The organism is Devosia sp. 67-54 (genome assembly GCF_001899075.1).
Lineage (GTDB): Bacteria > Pseudomonadota > Alphaproteobacteria > Rhizobiales > Devosiaceae > Devosia_A.
In genome coordinates this window covers 962,127-980,693 of the sequence record NZ_MKVA01000005.1, presented here as the reverse complement: position 1 = coordinate 980,693, position 18,567 = coordinate 962,127, and the positions used below count along the sequence as shown (strand labels likewise).

Here is an 18,567-nt window from a genome sequence, read left to right as displayed (position 1 = left end):
ACAGGAGAGCGACATGCTCGGCACCACCCGGCACAGGAATTTCTACATCGCCGCCGCACTGGGCCTGGCCGTCGGGCTGATTCTGCTCGTGCTCGACGGCGGGCTCGCTTTCGCCAGTGCGGTGAACGTCTTCTTCCTGAGCTACCTCGTGCTGACCGCAGCGGCGGCGCGCAAGCTGTCGGCGGAATTCCTGCGCCGCTACGCCGCCGAGGAGGACGCGCCGGCGGGGCTGATCCTGCTGGTGATGCTGGCCGCGGTGGCGGCGGCGGCGGCGTCGCTGTTCATTGCCTTGCGCAATCCGCAGAATCTGGTGTCCAGCCAGCTTGCCCTCGGCGTGGTGTCGGTGCTTCTGGGCTGGTTCGCCGTCCATACCATGTGGGCGATGCACTATGCCTACGAATACTATCAGGCCGCCGATCGCGGACGCGGCAAGCCGAAATCCGGCAAGATCGCCGCCGGGCTGGACTTTCCGGGCGGCGAGGAGCCCGACGGCATTGCGTTCGCCTACTTCGCCTACGTCATCGGCATGACGGCGCAGACATCGGACACGGCGATCACCTCCAACGCCATGCGGCGGCTGGTGTTGGTGCACGGCATCTTTTCGTACTTCTTCAACACGGTGATCGTCGCCGCGGCCGTCAATATCGTGGTCGCCTTCGGCCATTGACCACGGAGACGCGACCCCTGAAAAATAGCGTGACTTGCCACGAAGCAGTCACGGCAAAAGCGCAGTTCCTGGTGTAACACTAGGCGCAAGAGCCCCGCCGAGGGCTCAATCAACAATCTTGCGACCAAAGAGGAAATCCCATGCAGATCAAACTGATTGCCGGGCTGCCGATGGTGCTGGCAGCGAGCCTGATGCTCAGCGCCTGCGGCGGCAACACGCCTCCGACCAGTTCGTCGTCGAGCTCGAGTGCCGCTACGGAAGCGTCGGCCGACCAGGCAGCGGCGTCCTCCGCGGCCGAGGCCAAGGCGAGTTCCGAAGCCGCGGCGGCGTCGTCGGCTGCCGCCGAGAAAGCCGCGAGCGACGCTGCGGCATCGTCCTCAGCAGCGGCTGCGGCTGCATCCTCGTCGGCCGCGGCGGCATCGGCCGCGGCTGCGTCTTCCTCGGCGGCCGCTGCCGCTGCGTCATCGTCGGAAGCCACGGCATCCGCCGCCGCGGCGTCGTCGTCAGCGGCCGCAGCATCTGCCGCCGCAGCGTCGTCCTCGGCCGCGGCCGCCGCACTCGCCAGCTCGTCGGCCGCCGCGGCCACGACGTCATCGTCCGAGGCGCCCATGGCGGCCGCCGCCACCTCGTCCTCCGCACCGGCCGAGAGCTCTTCGTCCGAAGCCGCAGTGCCTGCCTCGAGCTCGGAGAATCCGGCTGTGGCGGCAGCGACCTCGGAAGCGATGGCGCCGGCCTCCTCGTCGATGGAGATGGCGGCCATGACCGCGAGCTCGTCCGAGGCGCCAGCCAGCGCGTCGGCGGCGATGACCAGTTCCTCCACCGAAGCCCCGGTGGCCTCGTCCTCCGCAGCGCCGTCATCGTCCTCGATGGAGATGGCGGCGATGACGACGAGTTCGTCTGAAGCCGTCGCCAGTTCGTCCTCGGAAGCCTCCGCTGCTTCGTCGTCGGAAGCGCCGTCTTCGTCCGAGATGGCGATGGCTCCGGCGTCTTCGTCGATGGAGATGTCCGCGATGACGGCAAGCTCCTCGGAAGTGGCGGCGCCGTCGTCCTCGTCGTCGGAAATGGCGGCATCCTCCGCGGCCTCGTCCGCCGAACCGGCCGCCGCAGCCACCGGCAAGCTGGCGGCCAGCGCGCTCACCGGCGATGTCGGCGTGGCGGCTCCGGGCTCGAAAGCCGACGGCTTCGGCTATATCGGCGTGTGGGCCAAGGATGCGGCGGCCTGCGCGGCGACCGGCACCGCGTCGGAGGCCGACTTCGCGGTCATCACCGGCTCGACTTTCCGCGACGGGCCGAGTGCATCCTACGGCAATTTCGGTGCGCTGGTGGACGGCAAGGCGACGCTGGAGGCCGGCGGCGGCAGCGGGTCGCGCACGATCGCCATCGCGCAGACGTCGCCCGATGCCCTGACCATCGACGGCAAGGCCTACATCCGCTGCACGCCGTAAGGCAGGCGGAAAACCACGACGGGCCGCGGTTCGCCGCGGCCCTGTCGTTTTCCCGGTTGACAGCCTCCGACCCCATCACCATAAACCGCCACGGCGCGCGCAGGGACCTGTTCGCGCCTTATATCTTCCGTCTCTAAGTGGAGGGGTGGGAGAGTGGTTAAATCCGGCAGACTGTAAATCTGCTCGCTTAGCGTACACTGGTTCGAATCCAGTCCCCTCCACCACTCCCCGCCAGGGAGTCTCGGCCCGGACTGCGGGTGTAGCTCAATGGTAGAGCAGCAGCCTTCCAAGCTGAATACGAGGGTTCGATTCCCTTCACCCGCTCCATCCCTTCGTGTGCGCAGAGGCCGGGCTGAATGAGCGTCAACAAGTTTCCGCCCAAGCCGAAATACGACCCCGACAGCGGGCCGGTGTACCTGTACGGGCTGCACACGGTGCGCGCCGCGCTCGACAATCCGCGGCGCGACAAGCGCGAATTGCTGACCACGCCCAATGCCCTCGCGCGCCTCAAGGAGACCGGTCCGATCGGCAAGGTCCGGCAGCGCGAGGTCACGCCGAAAGAGCTCGACCGGCTGCTCGGCGGCGAGGCGGTGCACCAGGGCGTGGCGCTCGAGGTCGCCCCGGTCAGCCGCTTCGGGCTCGACGATATCGCGCCGTTGCGGCTGGTGGTGGTGCTCGATCAGGTGACCGACCCGCACAATGTCGGCGCCATCCTGCGCACCGCCTGCGCCTTCGGCGCCGATGCGCTGCTGACGACGCAGCGCTACGCCCCGCGCGAGACCGGCGTGATGGCCAAGGCCGCCTCCGGCGCGCTCGACCTGGTGCCGCTGATCGAGGTGCGGAATCTCGGCGACACGCTGGAACTGCTGAAACGCCGCGGCATGCATGTGCTGGGGTTCGATTCCGACGCTCCGACCCCTCTGGCGCCGCGCCGTGACGGCGGTCCGCTCGCCATCGTCCTCGGCGCCGAGGGCAAGGGCCTGCGGCAGCGCACGCGTGAATTGTGCGACGAGATGGTGCGGCTCGACATGCCGGGGCCGATCAAGTCGCTGAACGTCTCCAATGCGGCGGCGATTGCGCTTTACGCCGCGACCACGGCGCGCGGCTGAGCCGCCGGCGTTCCGTCAGTTGCGGATTTCGGTGGCGATCCAGTCGCGGAACGCCTTGATCTTGGGCACGTTTCGCCGCCCTTCCGGAAACGCCAGCCAATAGGCGTTGCCGTCTTCGCTCAGCGTCTCGTAGGGCGCGACCAGCCGGCCGGCGGCGATCTCGAGCTCGAAGAACTCCGGGATCAGCAGGGCCGCGCCGCCACCGGCCATGGCGGCGCTGGCGGTGATCGACTGCAGCAGGATGGTCGGGGCGTTCTCGCGCTTCAGGGCGTCGAGCGGCAGCCGGTGCACCGCGAACCAGCGGTCCCACCACGGATCCATCGGGTCGAGCAGGGGGACCTTCAGCAGGTCCGCATGCGTGCGCAGCCCGCCGACGCTGGCCGCGAGATCCGGCGAGAGCATCGGGGTGAAACGGACATCCACCAGCTTCAGCGAGGTCAGTCCCTCCCATTTGCCCTTGCCGGCACGGACGACGACGTCGACCTCCTCGCGGGCGAAATCGACCAGCCGCGTCGTGGTTTCCATGCGCACGGCGATCTGCGGGTGCTGCAACTGGAACTTGCCCAGCCGCGGGCTCAGCCATTGCGCGGCGAAGGTGTGCATGGTGTTGACGGTGAGCGTCGTGCGCTCCTGCCGGCCGAAGCGGCCATAGGCGTCGCGCAGCAGGTCAAAGGCCTCGCTGGTGCGCGGCGCGAGCCATTGCCCGGCCTCGGTCAGCGCCAGCGCCCGCGGGCGGCGCAGGAACAGCGGCGCGCCCAGCCGCTCCTCCAGCAGCTTGATCTGATAGCTCACCGCCGCCTGCGTCATGCCCAGTTCTGCGGCGGCGCGCGTGAAACTGAGGTGGCGGGCGGCGGCCTCGAAAACGCGGATGGCGGCGAGCGGGGGGAGGGCGTCGGTCATTGGCATAAGTCCAGCTTATGCACACTAGCGGACATCGCGTTGGAATTCGAGCCCCGGCGGGTGCATCTCTGCAGCATCGAAACGCCACCCGCAGGAGATCGGAATGCTGTATCGGGACAAGGTTTTGGGCCGGCACCGGATCGGCATCCGCGCGCTGGCGGCGCTCCGCATGGCGCTGAGCCGGCAGCGCCAAAACGATCTCGATCTGCTGGCGATGAGCCCGCATCTGCGCCGCGACCTCGGACTCGACGGCGACCTCAGGCGGCGGAAATGACATCGCCCCGGCGCGGGCCGGGGCGAACGGGCGCAGCAGCCGCTGCGGGCAGCGGCCGCCACAGCGGCTGCGACTACTTGCAGTCGTAGAGGTGGCCGGCGCCGGCGGGCGCCTTGGTGCAGCTCGGCATCGCCGGCAGCTTCGGCGCGGCCGGAACGACCACGGCGGCGGTCTTCGGCGCAGCCTTGGGGGCCGGGGTCACCTTGTGCCAGAACGCGTCGCTCTCGCTCTTCCAGGCCGACAGGCAGTCCGGCATGAGCGGCAGGATGAAGCAGACCGGCTTGGGCGTGCTGGCGGCGGGCGCGTCGGCGGCGAGCACGGTGGTGGCCGGCATGGCAGTGGAGGCGACGAGCGCCGCGGCAATCAGGATTTTTTTCATTGGATTTCCCCTGGACGAACCCGCGCTGAGCCGCGGGTGCGCCGGGAAGCTATGCCAGAGCGAAAACGCCGACAATCATATGTGTGCCAATTCTGCACACTGCGCGGATTCGGCAACACTCGGGCGCGGCGCCGTAACGGCTTGCGCCGCGGCCGCTTTGCGATTAGACGAAGCACCGCCTCGGAGGGGTATAGCTCAGTTGGTAGAGCATCGGTCTCCAAAACCGAGGGTCGCGGGTTCAAGTCCTGCTGCCCCTGCCAGGCATAAGGCCTCTTGATGGCCATCGCCCGGCGCCGGATCGCGGCGCCCGGCCGGAATTCCATGCAACACTGTCAGGTTATCGCGGGACGGAATCGCGTCTCTGCCGGCGACTGTCACGGCGCGGTGCCACGGCTGGCGCCGCGTGGCCTCGCCTCCACCCGAATTGCCTTGAATTTTCAGCGCTTTGTGGCGGAATGGCGCGAGGGCTGTTCGAGGGGGGAGCGATGAAGGTGACGCTGGATCTGACCGAGCTGGTGGCCAGGGGGGAGCTCAGCCGGGAGGAGGCCGACCGGCTGGCCAAGCTCGGGGCGGCCGGGACCGGATCGCTGGGCAGCAACATCCTGCTGTCGTTCGGCATGGTGGCGGTGGCGCTGGGGGGCGGGTTCCTGTTTCCCAGTGCCCAGGCGGTCATCCTGATCGGGGTGATCCTGTTCGTGCCGGGGCTGGCGCTGATCCTCAACCGGGCGACGAAATGGGAGCTGTTCGCGCAGTCCTGCGTGACGCTGGGCGCGCTCGGCATTGCCGGCGGCGCCATCGTGCTGTCCGACAATTCGCCGCTGGTGGGCGTCGGGCTGACGCTCGGGCTCGGCGCGGCGGCGTTCCTCGCGCGCTCCGGCCTGCTGGCGGCGCTGGCCATCCTGCAATTGTCGTACGTGCTGGGGACCGGCACCGCCTATTGGCACGCCAGCTATTTCTTCGGCGTCGACCGGCCGGCCTTCACCATCTCGATGCTGATCGTGGTGGCGGTGGCGCTGTTCCTGGTCTCGCGGCAACTGGCCTCGGCCTACGAGCGGGTGGCGATCATCGCGGCGCGCACCGCCATCCTGATGCTGAACGGCGCCTTCCTCGTCGGCTCGCTGTTCGGCGATACGACGCTGGGCTGGCCGGCGAGCTGGTTCAGCGTCGCCTGGGCCGTGCTGCTGGTCGTCGCGGCGGTCTGGGGCATCTACGAGAATCGCCGCTGGGTGGTGAACGCCGCCGCCGTGTTCGGCGCCATCCACTTCTACACGCAATGGTTCGAATATCTGGGCGCCAACCCGCTGTCGGTGCTGGGCGGCGGCATCCTGCTGGTGCTGTTCGGCCTGGCGCTGCGCTGGCTCAACGGGCGGCTGCACAGGGCGCCGGCGCTGGCGTGAGGGGGGGGGAATGGTGAATGGTGAATGGTGAATGGTGAATGGTGAATGGTGAATGGCAGGAGCGTCGACGCTTCGTGCGGCCGTTCACCGCTTACCATTCACTATTCACTATTCACCATTCACCACTCCGGCTTGAACGGATCGCGGGGCGACCCCACATGTCGGGCCGGCGCGCCCACCGGGCCGCCGCTTTCCCCGACGATTCGCTGTTGCATTTGAGTGGACAGTTCACTAGATAAGCCGCTCTCAGCCGCCGGGGTGACTCGCGCGGCAGTTTGTTATTGGGCAAATCGCCCCCCAGACTGTTTCGTTGAAAGTGATGCCGATGGCCGTGATGAACCCCGTCAAATTCCTGCAGGAAGTCCGGCAGGAAGTCGGCAAGGTGACCTGGCCGACGCGCCAGGAGACGCTGATTTCGACGGTGATGGTGCTGGTGATGGTGGCGCTCGCGAGCGCCTTCTTCCTGGCGTCGGACCAGATCATCTCCTGGTTGGTGCAGCTCGTCCTCAGCATCCGCTAAGCGGATCGGACACGGAATTTCGGAGACTAAGCGCGGCATGGCCAAACGCTGGTACATCGTTCAGGCGTACAGCAACTTCGAGCGGAAGGTTGCCGAGGACATCCGCCAGAAGGTGGCGCAGAACAAGCTTCAGGACCTGTTCGAGGACGTGATCGTCCCGACCGAGAAGGTCGTGGAGATGCGCCGGGGCCGCAAGGTCGACGCCGAGCGCAAATTCTTCCCGGGCTACGTGCTGGTGAAGATGGACATGACCAACGAGGCGTTCCATCTGATCAAGAACACGCCCAAGGTCACCGGTTTCCTCGGCTCGGGCGACAAGCCCATGCCGATCTCGGAGAAGGAAGCCATGGCCATCCTGCAGCAGGTGCAGGAAGGCGTGGAGCACCCCAAGCCCTCCGTCTCGTTCGAGGTGGGCGAGCAGGTGCGCGTCGCCGACGGCCCGTTCGCGAGCTTCAACGGCGTCGTCGAGGAAGTCGACGAGGAGCGCGCGCGGCTCAAGGTCGAAGTGTCGATTTTCGGGCGGCCGACACCGGTCGAGCTCGAATACGGTCAGGTCGAGAAGGTCTGATCCCTGGGGCAGGCGACTGCCCGAAACTGTGGGAGGGATGGCGGCCGCCAAGCCGCCTGGCACCCGAACCACAGCGTCTAGCCGCCGGGTGACGCCGGCAAGAGAGTGAAGGACGTAACATGGCAAAGAAAATCACTGGCTACCTGAAGCTTCAGGTGCCGGCCGGCTCGGCGACCCCGTCGCCCCCGATCGGTCCCGCGCTCGGCCAGCGCGGCCTCAACATCATGGAATTCTGCAAGGCCTTCAACGCCGCCACGCAGAACCAGGAAAAGGGCGCCCCGACCCCGGTCGTGATCACCATTTTCGCCGACAAGAGCTTCTCGTTCGAGACCAAGCTGCCGCCGGTGACCTATTACCTGAAGAAGGCGATGAACCTGAAATCGGGCTCCAAGCTGCCGGGCAAGGACTCGGCCGGCACCATCACCAACACGCAGATCCGCGAGATCGCCGAGGCGAAGCTCAAGGACCTCAACGCCTACGACGTCGACGCCGCCATGAAGATGATTGCCGGCTCCGCCCGTTCGATGGGCATCCAGGTGGAGGGCTGAGCAGATGGCTGGCAAGCGTACGACTGAGATCGCCAAGGGCGTCGACCGCAAGAAGCTGTATGCGCTCGGCGACGCCGTGAAGATGGTCAGGGACCGCGCCAAGGCGAAGTTCGACGAGACCGTGGAAGTGGCGATGAATTTGGGCGTCGACCCGCGCCATGCCGACCAGATGGTCCGCGGCGTGGTCAATTTGCCCAACGGCACCGGCAAGACCGTCCGCGTCGCCGTGTTCGCCAAGGACGCCAAGGCCGAGGAGGCCAAGAAGGCCGGGGCCGACATCGTCGGCGCCGAGGACCTCGTCAACGAGGTCATGGGTGGCAAGATCGAGTTCGACCGCGTGATCGCGACCCCGGACATGATGCCGCTCGTCGGCCGGCTGGGTAAGATCCTCGGGCCGCGCAACCTGATGCCGAACCCCAAGGTCGGCACCGTGACGCCCGACGTCGCCGGGGCCGTGAAGGCCGCCAAGGGCGGCGCCGTGGAGTTCCGCGTCGAGAAGGCCGGCATCATCCATGCCGGCGTCGGCAAGGCCTCGTTCAGCGAAGCCGCGCTGCTCGAAAACATCAAGGCGTTCACCGACGCCGTGACCAGGGCCAAGCCGGCCGGCGCCAAGGGCACCTATGTCAAGCGCGTCGCCGTGAGCTCGACCATGGGCCCCGGCGTGCACGTCGATCCGGCGTCGCTGAGCGCCTAAGCAATTCGGGCGGCGCGAGCCGCCCGGACGCCGCCGCAAGGCGGCAAAGTCCTGTCCGAGACTGCATGGTGGCGCGAGCCTTAATTCCTCGAATTCGGGGGCCTGCAATAGACGGGGTAAGAACCGATTTCGACGGGTCGAACGGCCCGCCGGCCGCGGTTCGAACCAGGCCAGTTGCCGCCGAAGGGGCAGTTCGCTCCCGACGCGTCGGCTCGGTTGACAGGCATCAACCGCTGACCTCGCGCAATCGGGGGCAGCAATTGGCAGACGGTCCGGACGGTGCTTTGCGCCTGCCGGGCCAAATGTGGAGACTAAGAGTGGAAAGAGCGGAAAAGCGTGAGGTCGTCGCCTCGCTCCAGTCCTCGTTCGCCGAGGCTGGATCGATCGTCGTCGCGCGCAATGCCGGCCTCACCGTCGCTGATCTGGAGACTCTGCGCGTGCAGATGAAGCAGGCCGGCGGCAGCGTGAAGGTCGCCAAGAACCGCCTGGCCAAGCTTGCTCTCAAGGACACCAGCACTGCGGACATCTCGGGCCTGTTCGAAGGCCCGACGGTCATCGCCTTTGCCAAGGACCCCATGACGGCGCCGAAAGTGGCGTCGGCCTTCGCGGACAAGAACCAGAAGTTCGAAGTCCTCGGCGGCTCGATGGGCATGACGGGTCTCGACCCGGCCAAGGTCAAGGCGCTCGCCACGATGCCTTCGCTCGATCAGCTGCGTGCGATGATCGCCGGCATGCTCAAGCAGCCCGGCACGCGCATCGCCTCGATCCTGCAGGCACCCGGCGGCCAGATCGCTCGTGTCCTTTCGGCGCACGCCGAGAAGGGCAACGAAGCCTAGGGCTCAACTCACGGGGCCGCACGCGGCCCCACTGGTTCGAACTGCAACGAAACATCAATAGGACAAACAAATGGCTGATCTCGCCAAAATCGTAGACGACCTCTCGGCTCTCACCGTGCTCGAGGCGTCCGAACTCTCCAAGATGCTCGAAGAGAAGTGGGGCGTCTCCGCCGCCGCTCCGGTCGCCGTCGCGGCTGCCGGCCCGGCTGCCGCCGCTGCCGCTCCGGCCGAGGAAAAGACCGAGTTCGACGTCGTGCTCGCCGCCTTCGGCGACAACAAGATCAACGTGATCAAGGAAGTCCGTGCGATCACGGGCCTGGGCCTCGGCGAGGCCAAGGCGCTGGTCGAAGGCGCGCCCAAGACCGTCAAGGAAGGCGTTGCCAAGGCCGAGGCCGAGGACATCAAGAAGAAGCTCGAGGCGGCTGGCGCCAAGGTCGAGCTCAAGTAAGCTTGAACACGAGTTCGGTGGCGCCTACGGGCGCCGCCGTATTTTCGCCGCGAAGTTGAATAGAAGCGGCATCGCGTTCGTCTCGCCACCTCCGGGCGCATTGGGGGCTTCGGCGAGCATATTCGTTGCGGAACGACTACCCAACATTAATTCGAAGGGCAGATTTCCTGAGGTCCGACGGCTGATGGTCGGGGCTTTGGACATTTGCTTCCGAGACATCGACAGAAAGATAGGAGCGGGTATGGCTACCACGTTCAACGGCCGCCGGAAGGTTCGCAAATCCTTCGGCAGCATTCGCGAAGTCACGGAGATGCCAAATCTGATCGAGGTGCAGAAGGCCTCGTACGATCAGTTCCTCCTCGTGGACGAGCCCAAGGGCGGGCGTCCGGAAGAGGGGCTGCAGGCTGTCTTCAAGTCTGTTTTCCCGATCACCGACTTTTCCAACACGGCGTCGCTGGAATTCGTGAAATACGAATTCGAGCAGCCGAAGTATGACGTCGACGAGTGCCGGCAGCGCGACATGACCTTCGCAGCGCCGCTCAAGGTGACGCTGCGCCTGATCGTGTTCGAAGTCGACGAGGAGACCGGCGCCCGCTCCGTCAAGGACATCAAGGAGCAGGACGTCTACATGGGCGACATGCCGTTCATGACCATGAACGGCACCTTCATCGTCAACGGCACCGAGCGCGTCATCGTTTCGCAGATGCACCGCTCGCCGGGCGTGTTCTTCGACCACGACAAGGGCAAGACCCATTCGTCGGGCAAGCTGCTGTTCGCCGGCCGCATCATCCCGTATCGCGGCTCCTGGCTCGACATCGAGTTCGACGCCAAGGACATCGTCTATGCGCGCATCGACCGCCGCCGCAAGATCCCGGTGACCAGCCTGCTCAAGGCGCTCGGCATGGACGCCGAGGAAATCCTCGCGACCTACTACAAGACGCTCAACTACGAGCGGAACAAGAAGGGCGACGGGTGGAAGAAGCCGTTCGACCCGGAGTCGATGAAGAACTCCAAGCCGACCTTCGACCTGATCGACGCCAAGACCGGCAAGGTCGTGCATGAGGGCGGCAAGAAGCTGAGCGCGCGCCAGGCCAAGAAGCTGGCCGAGCAGGGCGTGACGCATCTGGTCGCGACCGACGAGGACCTCTACGGCACCTACATCGCGCAGGACCTGGTCAATCTCAGCAACGGCGAGATCTACGCCGAGGCGGGCGACGAGATCGACGAGAAGCTCCTGAAGAAGCTGACCGAGGCCGGCTTCGACGAGCTGCCGATCCTCGACATCGACCACGTCACCGTGGGCGCCTATCTGCGCAACACGCTGGCCGTCGACAAGAACGAGTCGCGCGAGGACGCGCTGTTCGACATCTACCGCGTCATGCGTCCGGGCGAGCCGCCGACCATCGAGACGGCCGAAGCCATGTTCAAATCGCTGTTCTTCGACAGCGAGCGCTACGACCTCAGCGCCGTGGGCCGCGTCAAGATGAACATGCGCCTCGAGCTCGACGCGCCCGACACCATGCGCACGCTGCGCAAGGAGGACATCGTCGAGGTGGTGCGCACGCTGGTCAACCTGCGTGACGGCCATGGCGAGATCGACGACATCGACAACCTCGGCAACCGCCGGGTGCGTTCGGTCGGCGAACTGATGGAGAACCACTACCGGCTCGGCCTGCTCCGCATGGAGCGCGCCATCAAGGAGCGCATGAGCTCGGTCGAGATCGACACGGTGATGCCGCAGGATTTGATCAACGCCAAGCCGGCAGCGGCGGCGGTGCGCGAGTTCTTCGGCTCGAGCCAGCTCAGCCAGTTCATGGACCAGACCAACCCCTTGAGCGAAGTGTCGCACAAGCGGCGCCTGTCGGCCCTCGGGCCGGGCGGTCTGACGCGTGAGCGCGCCGGCTTCGAGGTGCGCGACGTGCACCCGACCCACTACGGCCGCATCTGCCCGATCGAGACGCCGGAAGGTCCGAACATCGGCCTGATCAACAATCTGGCGACGTTCGCGCACGTCAACAAATACGGCTTCATCGAAACCCCGTACCGCAAGATCATCAACGGCAAGGTGACCGACGAGGTCGTCTATCTGTCGGCGATGGAGGAGTCCAAGCACTACGTGGCGCAGGCCTCGGCGCCGCTGAACGCCAAGGGCGAGTTCACCCAGGACCTCGTCGTGGCGCGTCACGCCGGCGACAACGGCCTGACCCCCAAGGAGACCGTCGACCTGATGGACGTGTCGCCCAAGCAGGTCATCTCGGTCGCCGCCTCGCTGATCCCGTTCCTCGAGAACGACGACGCCAACCGCGCCCTGATGGGCTCGAACATGCAGAAGCAGGCGGTGCCGCTGCTGCGTGCCGAGGCGCCGTTCGTGGGCACCGGCATGGAGTCGGTGGTCGCCCGTGACTCGGGCGCCGCCATCGTCGCCAAGCGCAAGGGCATCGTCGACCAGGTGGATGCGACCCGTATCGTGATCCGCGCCACCGAAGAGACGGATGCGTCGAAGTCGGGCGTGGACATCTACAATCTGATGAAGTTCCAGCGCTCGAACCAGTCGACCTGCATCAACCAGCGTCCGCTGGTGGTGGTGGGCGACCACGTCGAGGCCGGCGACATCGTCGCCGACGGCCCGTCGACCGAACTGGGCGATCTCGCCCTCGGCCGCAACGTGCTCGTCGCCTTCATGCCGTGGAACGGCTACAACTTCGAAGACTCGATCCTGCTCAGCGAGAAGATCGCCATGCAGGACGTGTTCACCTCGATCCACATCGAGGAATACGAGGTGATGGCCCGCGACACCAAGCTCGGGCCCGAGGAAATCACGCGCGACATTCCGAACGTGTCGGAAGAAGCGCTGAAGAACCTCGACGAAGCCGGCATCGTGCACATCGGCGCCGAAGTCGGTCCGGGCGATATCCTGGTCGGCAAGATCACGCCCAAGGGCGAAAGCCCGATGACGCCGGAAGAAAAGCTGCTGCGCGCCATCTTCGGCGAGAAGGCCTCCGACGTCCGCGACACCAGCCTGCGCGTGCCCCCGGGCGACGCCGGCACGGTGGTCGAGGTGCGCGTGTTCAACCGCCACGGCATCGACAAGGACGAGCGTGCCATGGCCATCGAGCGCGAGGAAATCGAGCGCCTGGCCAAGGACCGCGACGACGAGCAGTCGATCCTCGACCGCAACGTCTATGCGCGCCTGAAGGAGATGCTGTTCGGCAAGGCGGCGACCGCCGGCCCCAAGGGCTACGTGGTCGGCACCAAGCTCAACGACCAGATCTTCGACGCGCAGCCGCGCGCCAAATGGTGGCAGTTTGCCGTCGAGGACGACAAGCTGATGCAGGAGAAGGAAGCTCTCAACGCCCAGTACGAGGAGAGCCGCCGGCTTCTGGAGCAGCGTTTCATCGACAAGGTCGACAAGCTGCAGCGCGGTGACGAACTGCCGCCGGGCGTGATGAAGATGGTCAAGGTCTTCGTCGCCACCAAGCGCAAGATCCAGCCGGGCGACAAGATGGCCGGCCGTCACGGCAACAAGGGCGTGGTGTCGCGCATCGTGCCGGTCGAGGACATGCCGTACCTCGCCGACGGCACGTCGGTGGACATCGTGCTCAACCCGCTGGGCGTGCCCTCGCGCATGAACGTCGGGCAGATCCTCGAGACCCATCTGGGCTGGGCCTGCGCCGGCGTCGGCCGGAAGATCAACGAGATGCTGCGCATCTACCAGCAGAAGGGCGATCTGAAGCCGCTGAAGAAGGAAGTCGGCGCGCTGTTCGAAGGCGACAAGTCGGTGACCGACCTCGACGACGACAGCATGGTTCGCCTCGGCGAGCATCTGAGCAAGGGCGTGTCGATCGCAACGCCCGTGTTCGATGGCGCCAAGGAAGCCGACATCGTCGCGATGCTGGAACGCGCCGGGCTTGACTCGTCGGGCCAGTCGACCGTCTTCGACGGCCGCACCGGCGAGGCGTTCGACCGCAAGGTGACCGTGGGCTACATCTATATGCTGAAGCTCCACCACCTGGTCGACGACAAGATCCATGCCCGCTCGATCGGCCCGTACTCGCTCGTCACCCAGCAGCCGCTCGGTGGCAAGGCGCAGTTCGGCGGCCAGCGCTTCGGCGAAATGGAGGTGTGGGCCCTCGAAGCCTACGGCGCCGCCTACACGCTGCAGGAAATGCTGACCATCAAGTCGGACGACGTGGCCGGCCGCACCAAGGTCTACGAGGCCATCGTGCGCGGCGACGACACCTTCGAAGCCGGCGTTCCGGAAAGCTTCAACGTGCTGGTCAAGGAAATCCGGTCCCTGGGTCTCAACGTCGAACTTGAGATGGCCGAGGGCACCGAGCTTCCCGCGCCCGGCGCGCACGAAGCCGAACTTGAAGCTCCTCAGAAGGCGGCGGAGTGATCCGCCCCCTTCGCCCATCCATTGGAAACACGCCTCGCCAGTCGCGCTTCTCCCCACGCGCCTGACGGAGACGAGGAGATACTGAATGCATAGCCACAATCACGTCATGGACCCGTTCAACCCGCAGGTCCCGGTGCAGATGTTCGATCAGATGAAGATCAGCATCGCCAGCCCGGAGAAAATCCTGAGCTGGTCGTACGGCGAGATCAAGAAGCCCGAGACCATCAACTACCGCACGTTCAAGCCGGAGCGTGACGGCCTGTTCTGCGCGCGCATCTTCGGGCCGGTGAAGGACTACGAGTGCCTGTGCGGCAAGTACAAGCGCATGAAGTTCAAGGGCGTCATCTGCGAGAAGTGCGGCGTCGAAGTGACGCTAAGCCGCGTGCGCCGCGAGCGCATGGGCCACATCGAGCTGGCCGCGCCGGTCGCCCACATCTGGTTCCTGAAGTCGCTGCCGAGCCGCATCGCGCTGCTCCTCGACATGACGCTCAAGGACATCGAGCGCATCCTCTATTTCGAGCAGTATGTCGTGCTCGATCCCGGCCTGACGCCGTTCACCACGAATGAGCTGCTGACCGAGGAGCAGTACCTCGACGCCCAGGACGAATACGGCGCCGACAGCTTCACCGCCAAGATCGGCGCCGAGGCCATCCGCGAGATGCTGCAGGGGCTCGACCTCGAAAAGATCGCCGCGGATCTGCGCGTCGAGATCGCCGAGTCGACCACCGAGCTCAAGCCCAAGAAGCTGGCCAAGCGGCTGAAGGTCGTCGAGCAGTTCATCCTGTCGGGCAACAAGCCCGAATGGATGATCATGACCGTCGTGCCGGTGATCCCGCCGGAGCTGCGCCCGCTCGTCCCGCTGGACGGCGGCCGCTTCGCCACGTCCGATCTCAACGACCTCTACCGCCGCGTCATCAACCGCAACAACCGCCTGAAGCGGCTGATCGAGCTGCGCGCGCCGGACATCATCATCCGCAACGAAAAGCGCATGCTGCAGGAAGCGGTGGATGCGCTGTTCGACAACGGCCGCCGCGGCCGCACCATCACCGGCGCCAACAAGCGTCCGCTGAAGTCGCTCAGCGATATGCTCAAGGGCAAGCAGGGCCGGTTCCGCCAGAACCTGCTCGGCAAGCGCGTCGACTATTCCGGCCGGTCGGTGATCACCGTCGGTCCGGAGCTGAAGCTGCACCAGTGCGGGCTGCCCAAGAAGATGGCGCTCGAACTGTTCAAGCCGTTCATCTATTCGCGGCTCGAGGCCAAGGGCTTCAGCTCGACGGTGAAGCAGGCCAAGAAGCTGGTCGAGAAGGAAAAGCCGGAGGTCTGGGACATCCTCGACGAGGTGATCCGCGAGCATCCGGTGCTGCTCAACCGCGCGCCGACGCTGCACCGCCTCGGCATCCAGGCGTTCGAGCCGATGCTGATCGAGGGCAAGGCCATCCAGCTGCATCCGCTGGTGTGCGCCGCCTTCAACGCCGATTTCGACGGCGACCAGATGGCCGTGCACGTGCCGCTGAGCCTCGAGGCGCAGCTCGAGGCGCGGGTGCTGATGATGTCGACCAACAACATCCTGCACCCCGCCAACGGCCAGCCGATCATCGTGCCGAGCCAGGACATCGTTCTGGGCCTGTACCATCTCTCCCTCATGAACGAGGGCGAGCCGGGCCAGGGCATGGCGTTCTCCGACATGGGCGAGATCGAGCACGCGCTCGCCAATGGCGTGGTCACCATGCACACCAAGATCAAGGGCCGCGTGAAGGTCTGGGACGACAAGGGCGAGTACACCACCAAGATCGTCGAGACCACGCCGGGCCGCATGATGCTGGGGCAGCTGCTGCCGCACCGCAAGGCCGTGCCGTTCGAGACCGCCAACCAGCTGATGACCAAAAAGACCATCTCCAAGATGATCGACACGGTCTATCGCGGCTGCGGCCAGAAGGAGACGGTGATCTTCTGCGACCGCATCATGGATCTCGGCTTCAAGCACGCCGCCCGCGCCGGCATCTCGTTCGGCAAGGACGACATGGTGATCCCCGCGTCCAAGCAGAAGATCGTCGAGGACACCCGCAAGCTGGTCGAGGAATTCGAGCAGCAGTACAATGACGGCCTCATCACCCAGGGCGAAAAGTACAACAAGGTGGTCGACGCCTGGGCCAAGTGCGGCGACAAGATCGCCGACGAGATGATGAAGGGCATCGCTGCCGTTCAGATCGACAAGGAGACCGGACGTCAGAAGCCGATCAACTCGGTCTACATGATGAGCCATTCGGGCGCCCGCGGCTCGCCGGCGCAGATGAAGCAGCTCGCCGGCATGCGCGGCCTGATGGCGCGTCCGGACGGCTCGATCATCGAGACCCCGATCACGGCCAACTTCAAGGAAGGCCTGAACGTTCTCGAGTACTTCAACTCCACCCACGGCGCCCGCAAGGGCCTCGCGGACACGGCGCTGAAGACCGCGAATTCGGGGTACCTGACCCGCCGCCTCGTCGACGTGGCGCAGGACTCGATCATCACCGAGCTCGATTGCGGCACCAGTGCCGGCCTCACCATGGAGGCGATCATCGACGCCGGCCAGGTCGTTGCGACCCTCGGCCAGCGCATCCTCGGCCGCACCACGGCCGAGGCGGTGCATCACCCCGAGACCGGCAAGGTCATCGTCAAGGCCAACACGCTGCTGGGCGAAAAGGACGTGGACGCCATCGAGGCGGCCCGCGTGCAGTCGGTCAAGATCCGCTCGCCGCTCACCTGCGAGCTGCGCATCGGTTGCTGCGCCGCCTGCTACGGCCGCGACCTGGCCCGCGGCACGCCGGTCAATATCGGCGAGGCCGTCGGCGTCATCGCGGCGCAGTCGATCGGCGAGCCGGGCACCCAGCTCACCATGCGCACGTTCCACATCGGCGGCACGGCGCAGGTGGTCGACACCTCGTTCCTCGAGGCCGGTGCGGAAGGCAAGATCGCCATCCGCAACGCCAATCTGGCGAAGGTGGCGGGCGGCCGGCACGTGGTCATGGCGCGCAACGTCGCGCTCGCCATCCTCGATCCGGATGGCAAGGAGCGGGCGTCGCACCGCGTGGCCTATGGCGCGAAGCTGCTGGTCAACGAGGGCGACGAGGTCAAGCGCGGCCAGCGTATCGCCGAGTGGGATCCGTACACCCGCCCGGTGCTGGCCGAAGTCGACGGCGAAGTGGCCTTCGAGGACCTGGTCGACGGCGCCTCGATGGCGGAAACCACCGACGAGACGACCGGCTTCACCAAGCGCCTCGTCACCGACTGGCGCACCAACCAGCGCGGCGAGCACCTGAAGCCGGCCATCACCATCACCCGCAAGGGGGCGGTGGCCAAGCTCGACCGCGGTGGCGAAGCCCGCTACCTGCTGTCGGTGGACGCCGTGATCGCGGTGGAACCCGGCGACAAGGTGGCCCCCGGCGACGTGCTCGCGCGTATCCCGCTCGAGAGCGCCAAGACCAAGGACATCACCGGCGGCCTGCCGCGGGTGGCCGAGCTGTTCGAGGCCCGTCGTCCGAAGGATCACGCCATCATCGCCGAGATCGATGGCACCATCCGCTTCGGCCGCGACTACAAGAACAAGCGCCGCATCATCATCGAGCCCGAGGACAAGACCTCGGAGCCGGTGGAGTACCTGATCCCGAAGGGCAAGCCCTTCCATCTGCAGGAAGGCGACACCATCGAGAAGGGCGAGTACATCCTCGACGGCAACCCGGCCCCGCACGACATCCTTGCCATCAAGGGCGTCGAGGAGCTGGCGCGCTACCTCGTCAACGAGATCCAGGAGGTCTATCGCCTCCAGGGCGTGCTGATCAACGACAAGCACATCGAGGTCATCGTCCGGCAGATGCTGCAGAAGGTCGAGATCACCGAACCGGGCGACTCGGGCATGCTCAAGGACGAGCAGCTCGACAAGCTCGATTTCGACGAGCTCAACGACCAGCTGGTGGCCGACGGCAAGAAGCCGGCCAAGGCGGTTCCGGTGCTCTTGGGCATCACCAAGGCGTCGCTGCAGACCCGCAGCTTCATCTCGGCGGCCTCGTTCCAGGAGACCACCCGCGTCCTCACCGAGGCGGCGGTCTCCGGCAAGGCCGACCTGCTCGAAGGGCTCAAGGAGAACGTCATCGTCGGCCGCCTCATCCCGGCGGGCACCGGTGCGTCGACCACCAAGCAGAAGTCGATCGCGTCCAAGCGCGACGACCTCATCCTCGAGGAGCGCCGTCGCCAGGCCGAGACCGTGCAGATCCCGGCGCCGGCCGAACCGGCCGAGTAAGGCGAAAGCCCATCGACGAGACTTGAAGGGGCGCTCCGGCGCCCCTTTGTTTTGCGCGCAGCTTGTCAGAGACCCGGTCCGGCGCTAACCCGATTCGAACCCATGAGGTC

The 18,567-nt window shown here is 66.1% G+C and carries 16 protein-coding genes and 3 tRNA genes; 16 read left to right on the top strand and 3 right to left on the bottom strand.

The window, feature by feature from the left end; genetic code table 11:
• Positions 1 to 13 precede the first annotated feature (13 nt).
• Complete coding sequence (locus BGO82_RS10025; RefSeq protein ID WP_291305410.1) at positions 14 to 667, top strand: DUF1345 domain-containing protein; 654 nt, start codon at positions 14 to 16, stop codon at positions 665 to 667.
• A gap of 109 nt (positions 668 to 776) precedes the next feature.
• On the opposite strand, the gene BGO82_RS10020 is transcribed toward BGO82_RS10025, so the two are convergent.
• A complete protein-coding gene (locus tag BGO82_RS10020; protein WP_291305409.1) occupies positions 777 to 1,805 on the bottom strand; it encodes a hypothetical protein in 1,029 nt (342 codons plus the stop codon).
• Between the two features lie 13 nt (positions 1,806 to 1,818).
• Between BGO82_RS10020 and BGO82_RS10015 the strand changes: the two genes are divergently transcribed.
• The 4 genes from BGO82_RS10015 to rlmB all read left to right on the top strand — a co-directional run bounded on the left by BGO82_RS10015 (position 1,819) and on the right by rlmB (position 3,221).
• Positions 1,819 to 2,112, top strand: coding sequence for a hypothetical protein (locus BGO82_RS10015; protein WP_291305408.1), 294 nt, complete (start codon positions 1,819 to 1,821; stop codon positions 2,110 to 2,112).
• A 139-nt stretch (positions 2,113 to 2,251) separates the two neighbouring features.
• Positions 2,252 to 2,336: transfer RNA gene (locus BGO82_RS10010), tRNA-Tyr, on the top strand.
• Positions 2,337 to 2,365: 29 nt separating this feature from the next.
• Positions 2,366 to 2,439 (top strand) — tRNA-Gly (locus BGO82_RS10005).
• Between the two features lie 29 nt (positions 2,440 to 2,468).
• Positions 2,469 to 3,221, top strand: a complete 753-nt coding sequence (gene rlmB / locus BGO82_RS10000) for a 23S rRNA (guanosine(2251)-2'-O)-methyltransferase RlmB (RefSeq protein WP_291305407.1) — start codon at positions 2,469 to 2,471, stop codon at positions 3,219 to 3,221.
• Positions 3,222 to 3,236: 15 nt separating this feature from the next.
• Here rlmB and gcvA read toward each other — a convergent pair whose 3' ends face one another.
• Positions 3,237 to 4,121, bottom strand: a complete 885-nt coding sequence (gene gcvA / locus BGO82_RS09995) for a transcriptional regulator GcvA (protein WP_291305406.1) — start codon at positions 4,119 to 4,121, stop codon at positions 3,237 to 3,239.
• A gap of 103 nt (positions 4,122 to 4,224) precedes the next feature.
• On the opposite strand from gcvA, the gene BGO82_RS09990 reads away from it, so the two are divergent.
• A complete protein-coding gene (locus BGO82_RS09990; protein WP_291305405.1) occupies positions 4,225 to 4,395 on the top strand; it encodes a hypothetical protein in 171 nt (56 codons plus the stop codon).
• Positions 4,396 to 4,468: 73 nt separating this feature from the next.
• Here the strand turns inward: BGO82_RS09990 and BGO82_RS09985 are convergent, their stop codons facing one another.
• On the bottom strand, positions 4,469 to 4,774 hold the full coding sequence (locus tag BGO82_RS09985) for a hypothetical protein (RefSeq protein WP_291305404.1): 306 nt from the start codon (positions 4,772 to 4,774) through the stop codon (positions 4,469 to 4,471).
• A gap of 184 nt (positions 4,775 to 4,958) precedes the next feature.
• Between BGO82_RS09985 and BGO82_RS09980 the strand changes: the two genes are divergently transcribed.
• From BGO82_RS09980 to rpoC, 10 genes are all read left to right on the top strand, one after another.
• Positions 4,959 to 5,034, top strand: a tRNA-Trp gene (locus BGO82_RS09980).
• 225 nt (positions 5,035 to 5,259) lie between these two features.
• Complete coding sequence (locus tag BGO82_RS09975) at positions 5,260 to 6,171, top strand: hypothetical protein (protein ID WP_291305403.1); 912 nt, start codon at positions 5,260 to 5,262, stop codon at positions 6,169 to 6,171.
• A 325-nt stretch (positions 6,172 to 6,496) separates the two neighbouring features.
• Positions 6,497 to 6,691 (top strand): preprotein translocase subunit SecE, encoded by a 195-nt coding sequence (secE, locus tag BGO82_RS09970; protein WP_291305402.1) that lies wholly within the window; start codon positions 6,497 to 6,499, stop codon positions 6,689 to 6,691.
• A gap of 37 nt (positions 6,692 to 6,728) precedes the next feature.
• Entirely contained in the window at positions 6,729 to 7,259 is a 531-nt protein-coding gene (gene nusG, locus BGO82_RS09965) for a transcription termination/antitermination protein NusG (RefSeq protein WP_291305401.1), read from the top strand.
• Between the two features lie 119 nt (positions 7,260 to 7,378).
• Positions 7,379 to 7,807, top strand: a complete 429-nt coding sequence (gene rplK, locus BGO82_RS09960) for a 50S ribosomal protein L11 (protein WP_291305400.1) — start codon at positions 7,379 to 7,381, stop codon at positions 7,805 to 7,807.
• Between the two features lie 4 nt (positions 7,808 to 7,811).
• Positions 7,812 to 8,501 carry a 50S ribosomal protein L1 gene (gene rplA, locus BGO82_RS09955; RefSeq protein ID WP_291305399.1) on the top strand — a complete coding sequence of 230 codons (690 nt, stop codon included), beginning with the start codon at positions 7,812 to 7,814 and terminating at the stop codon, positions 8,499 to 8,501.
• A 317-nt stretch (positions 8,502 to 8,818) separates the two neighbouring features.
• Entirely contained in the window at positions 8,819 to 9,337 is a 519-nt protein-coding gene (rplJ, locus tag BGO82_RS09950; RefSeq protein WP_291305707.1) for a 50S ribosomal protein L10, read from the top strand.
• Positions 9,338 to 9,407: 70 nt separating this feature from the next.
• Positions 9,408 to 9,785, top strand: a complete 378-nt coding sequence (gene rplL, locus BGO82_RS09945; protein ID WP_291305398.1) for a 50S ribosomal protein L7/L12 — start codon at positions 9,408 to 9,410, stop codon at positions 9,783 to 9,785.
• A gap of 241 nt (positions 9,786 to 10,026) precedes the next feature.
• Positions 10,027 to 14,181, top strand: a complete 4,155-nt coding sequence (gene rpoB / locus BGO82_RS09940; RefSeq protein ID WP_291305397.1) for a DNA-directed RNA polymerase subunit beta — start codon at positions 10,027 to 10,029, stop codon at positions 14,179 to 14,181.
• 85 nt (positions 14,182 to 14,266) lie between these two features.
• Positions 14,267 to 18,457, top strand: a complete 4,191-nt coding sequence (rpoC, locus tag BGO82_RS09935) for a DNA-directed RNA polymerase subunit beta' (protein WP_291305396.1) — start codon at positions 14,267 to 14,269, stop codon at positions 18,455 to 18,457.
• Positions 18,458 to 18,567 lie beyond the last annotated feature (110 nt).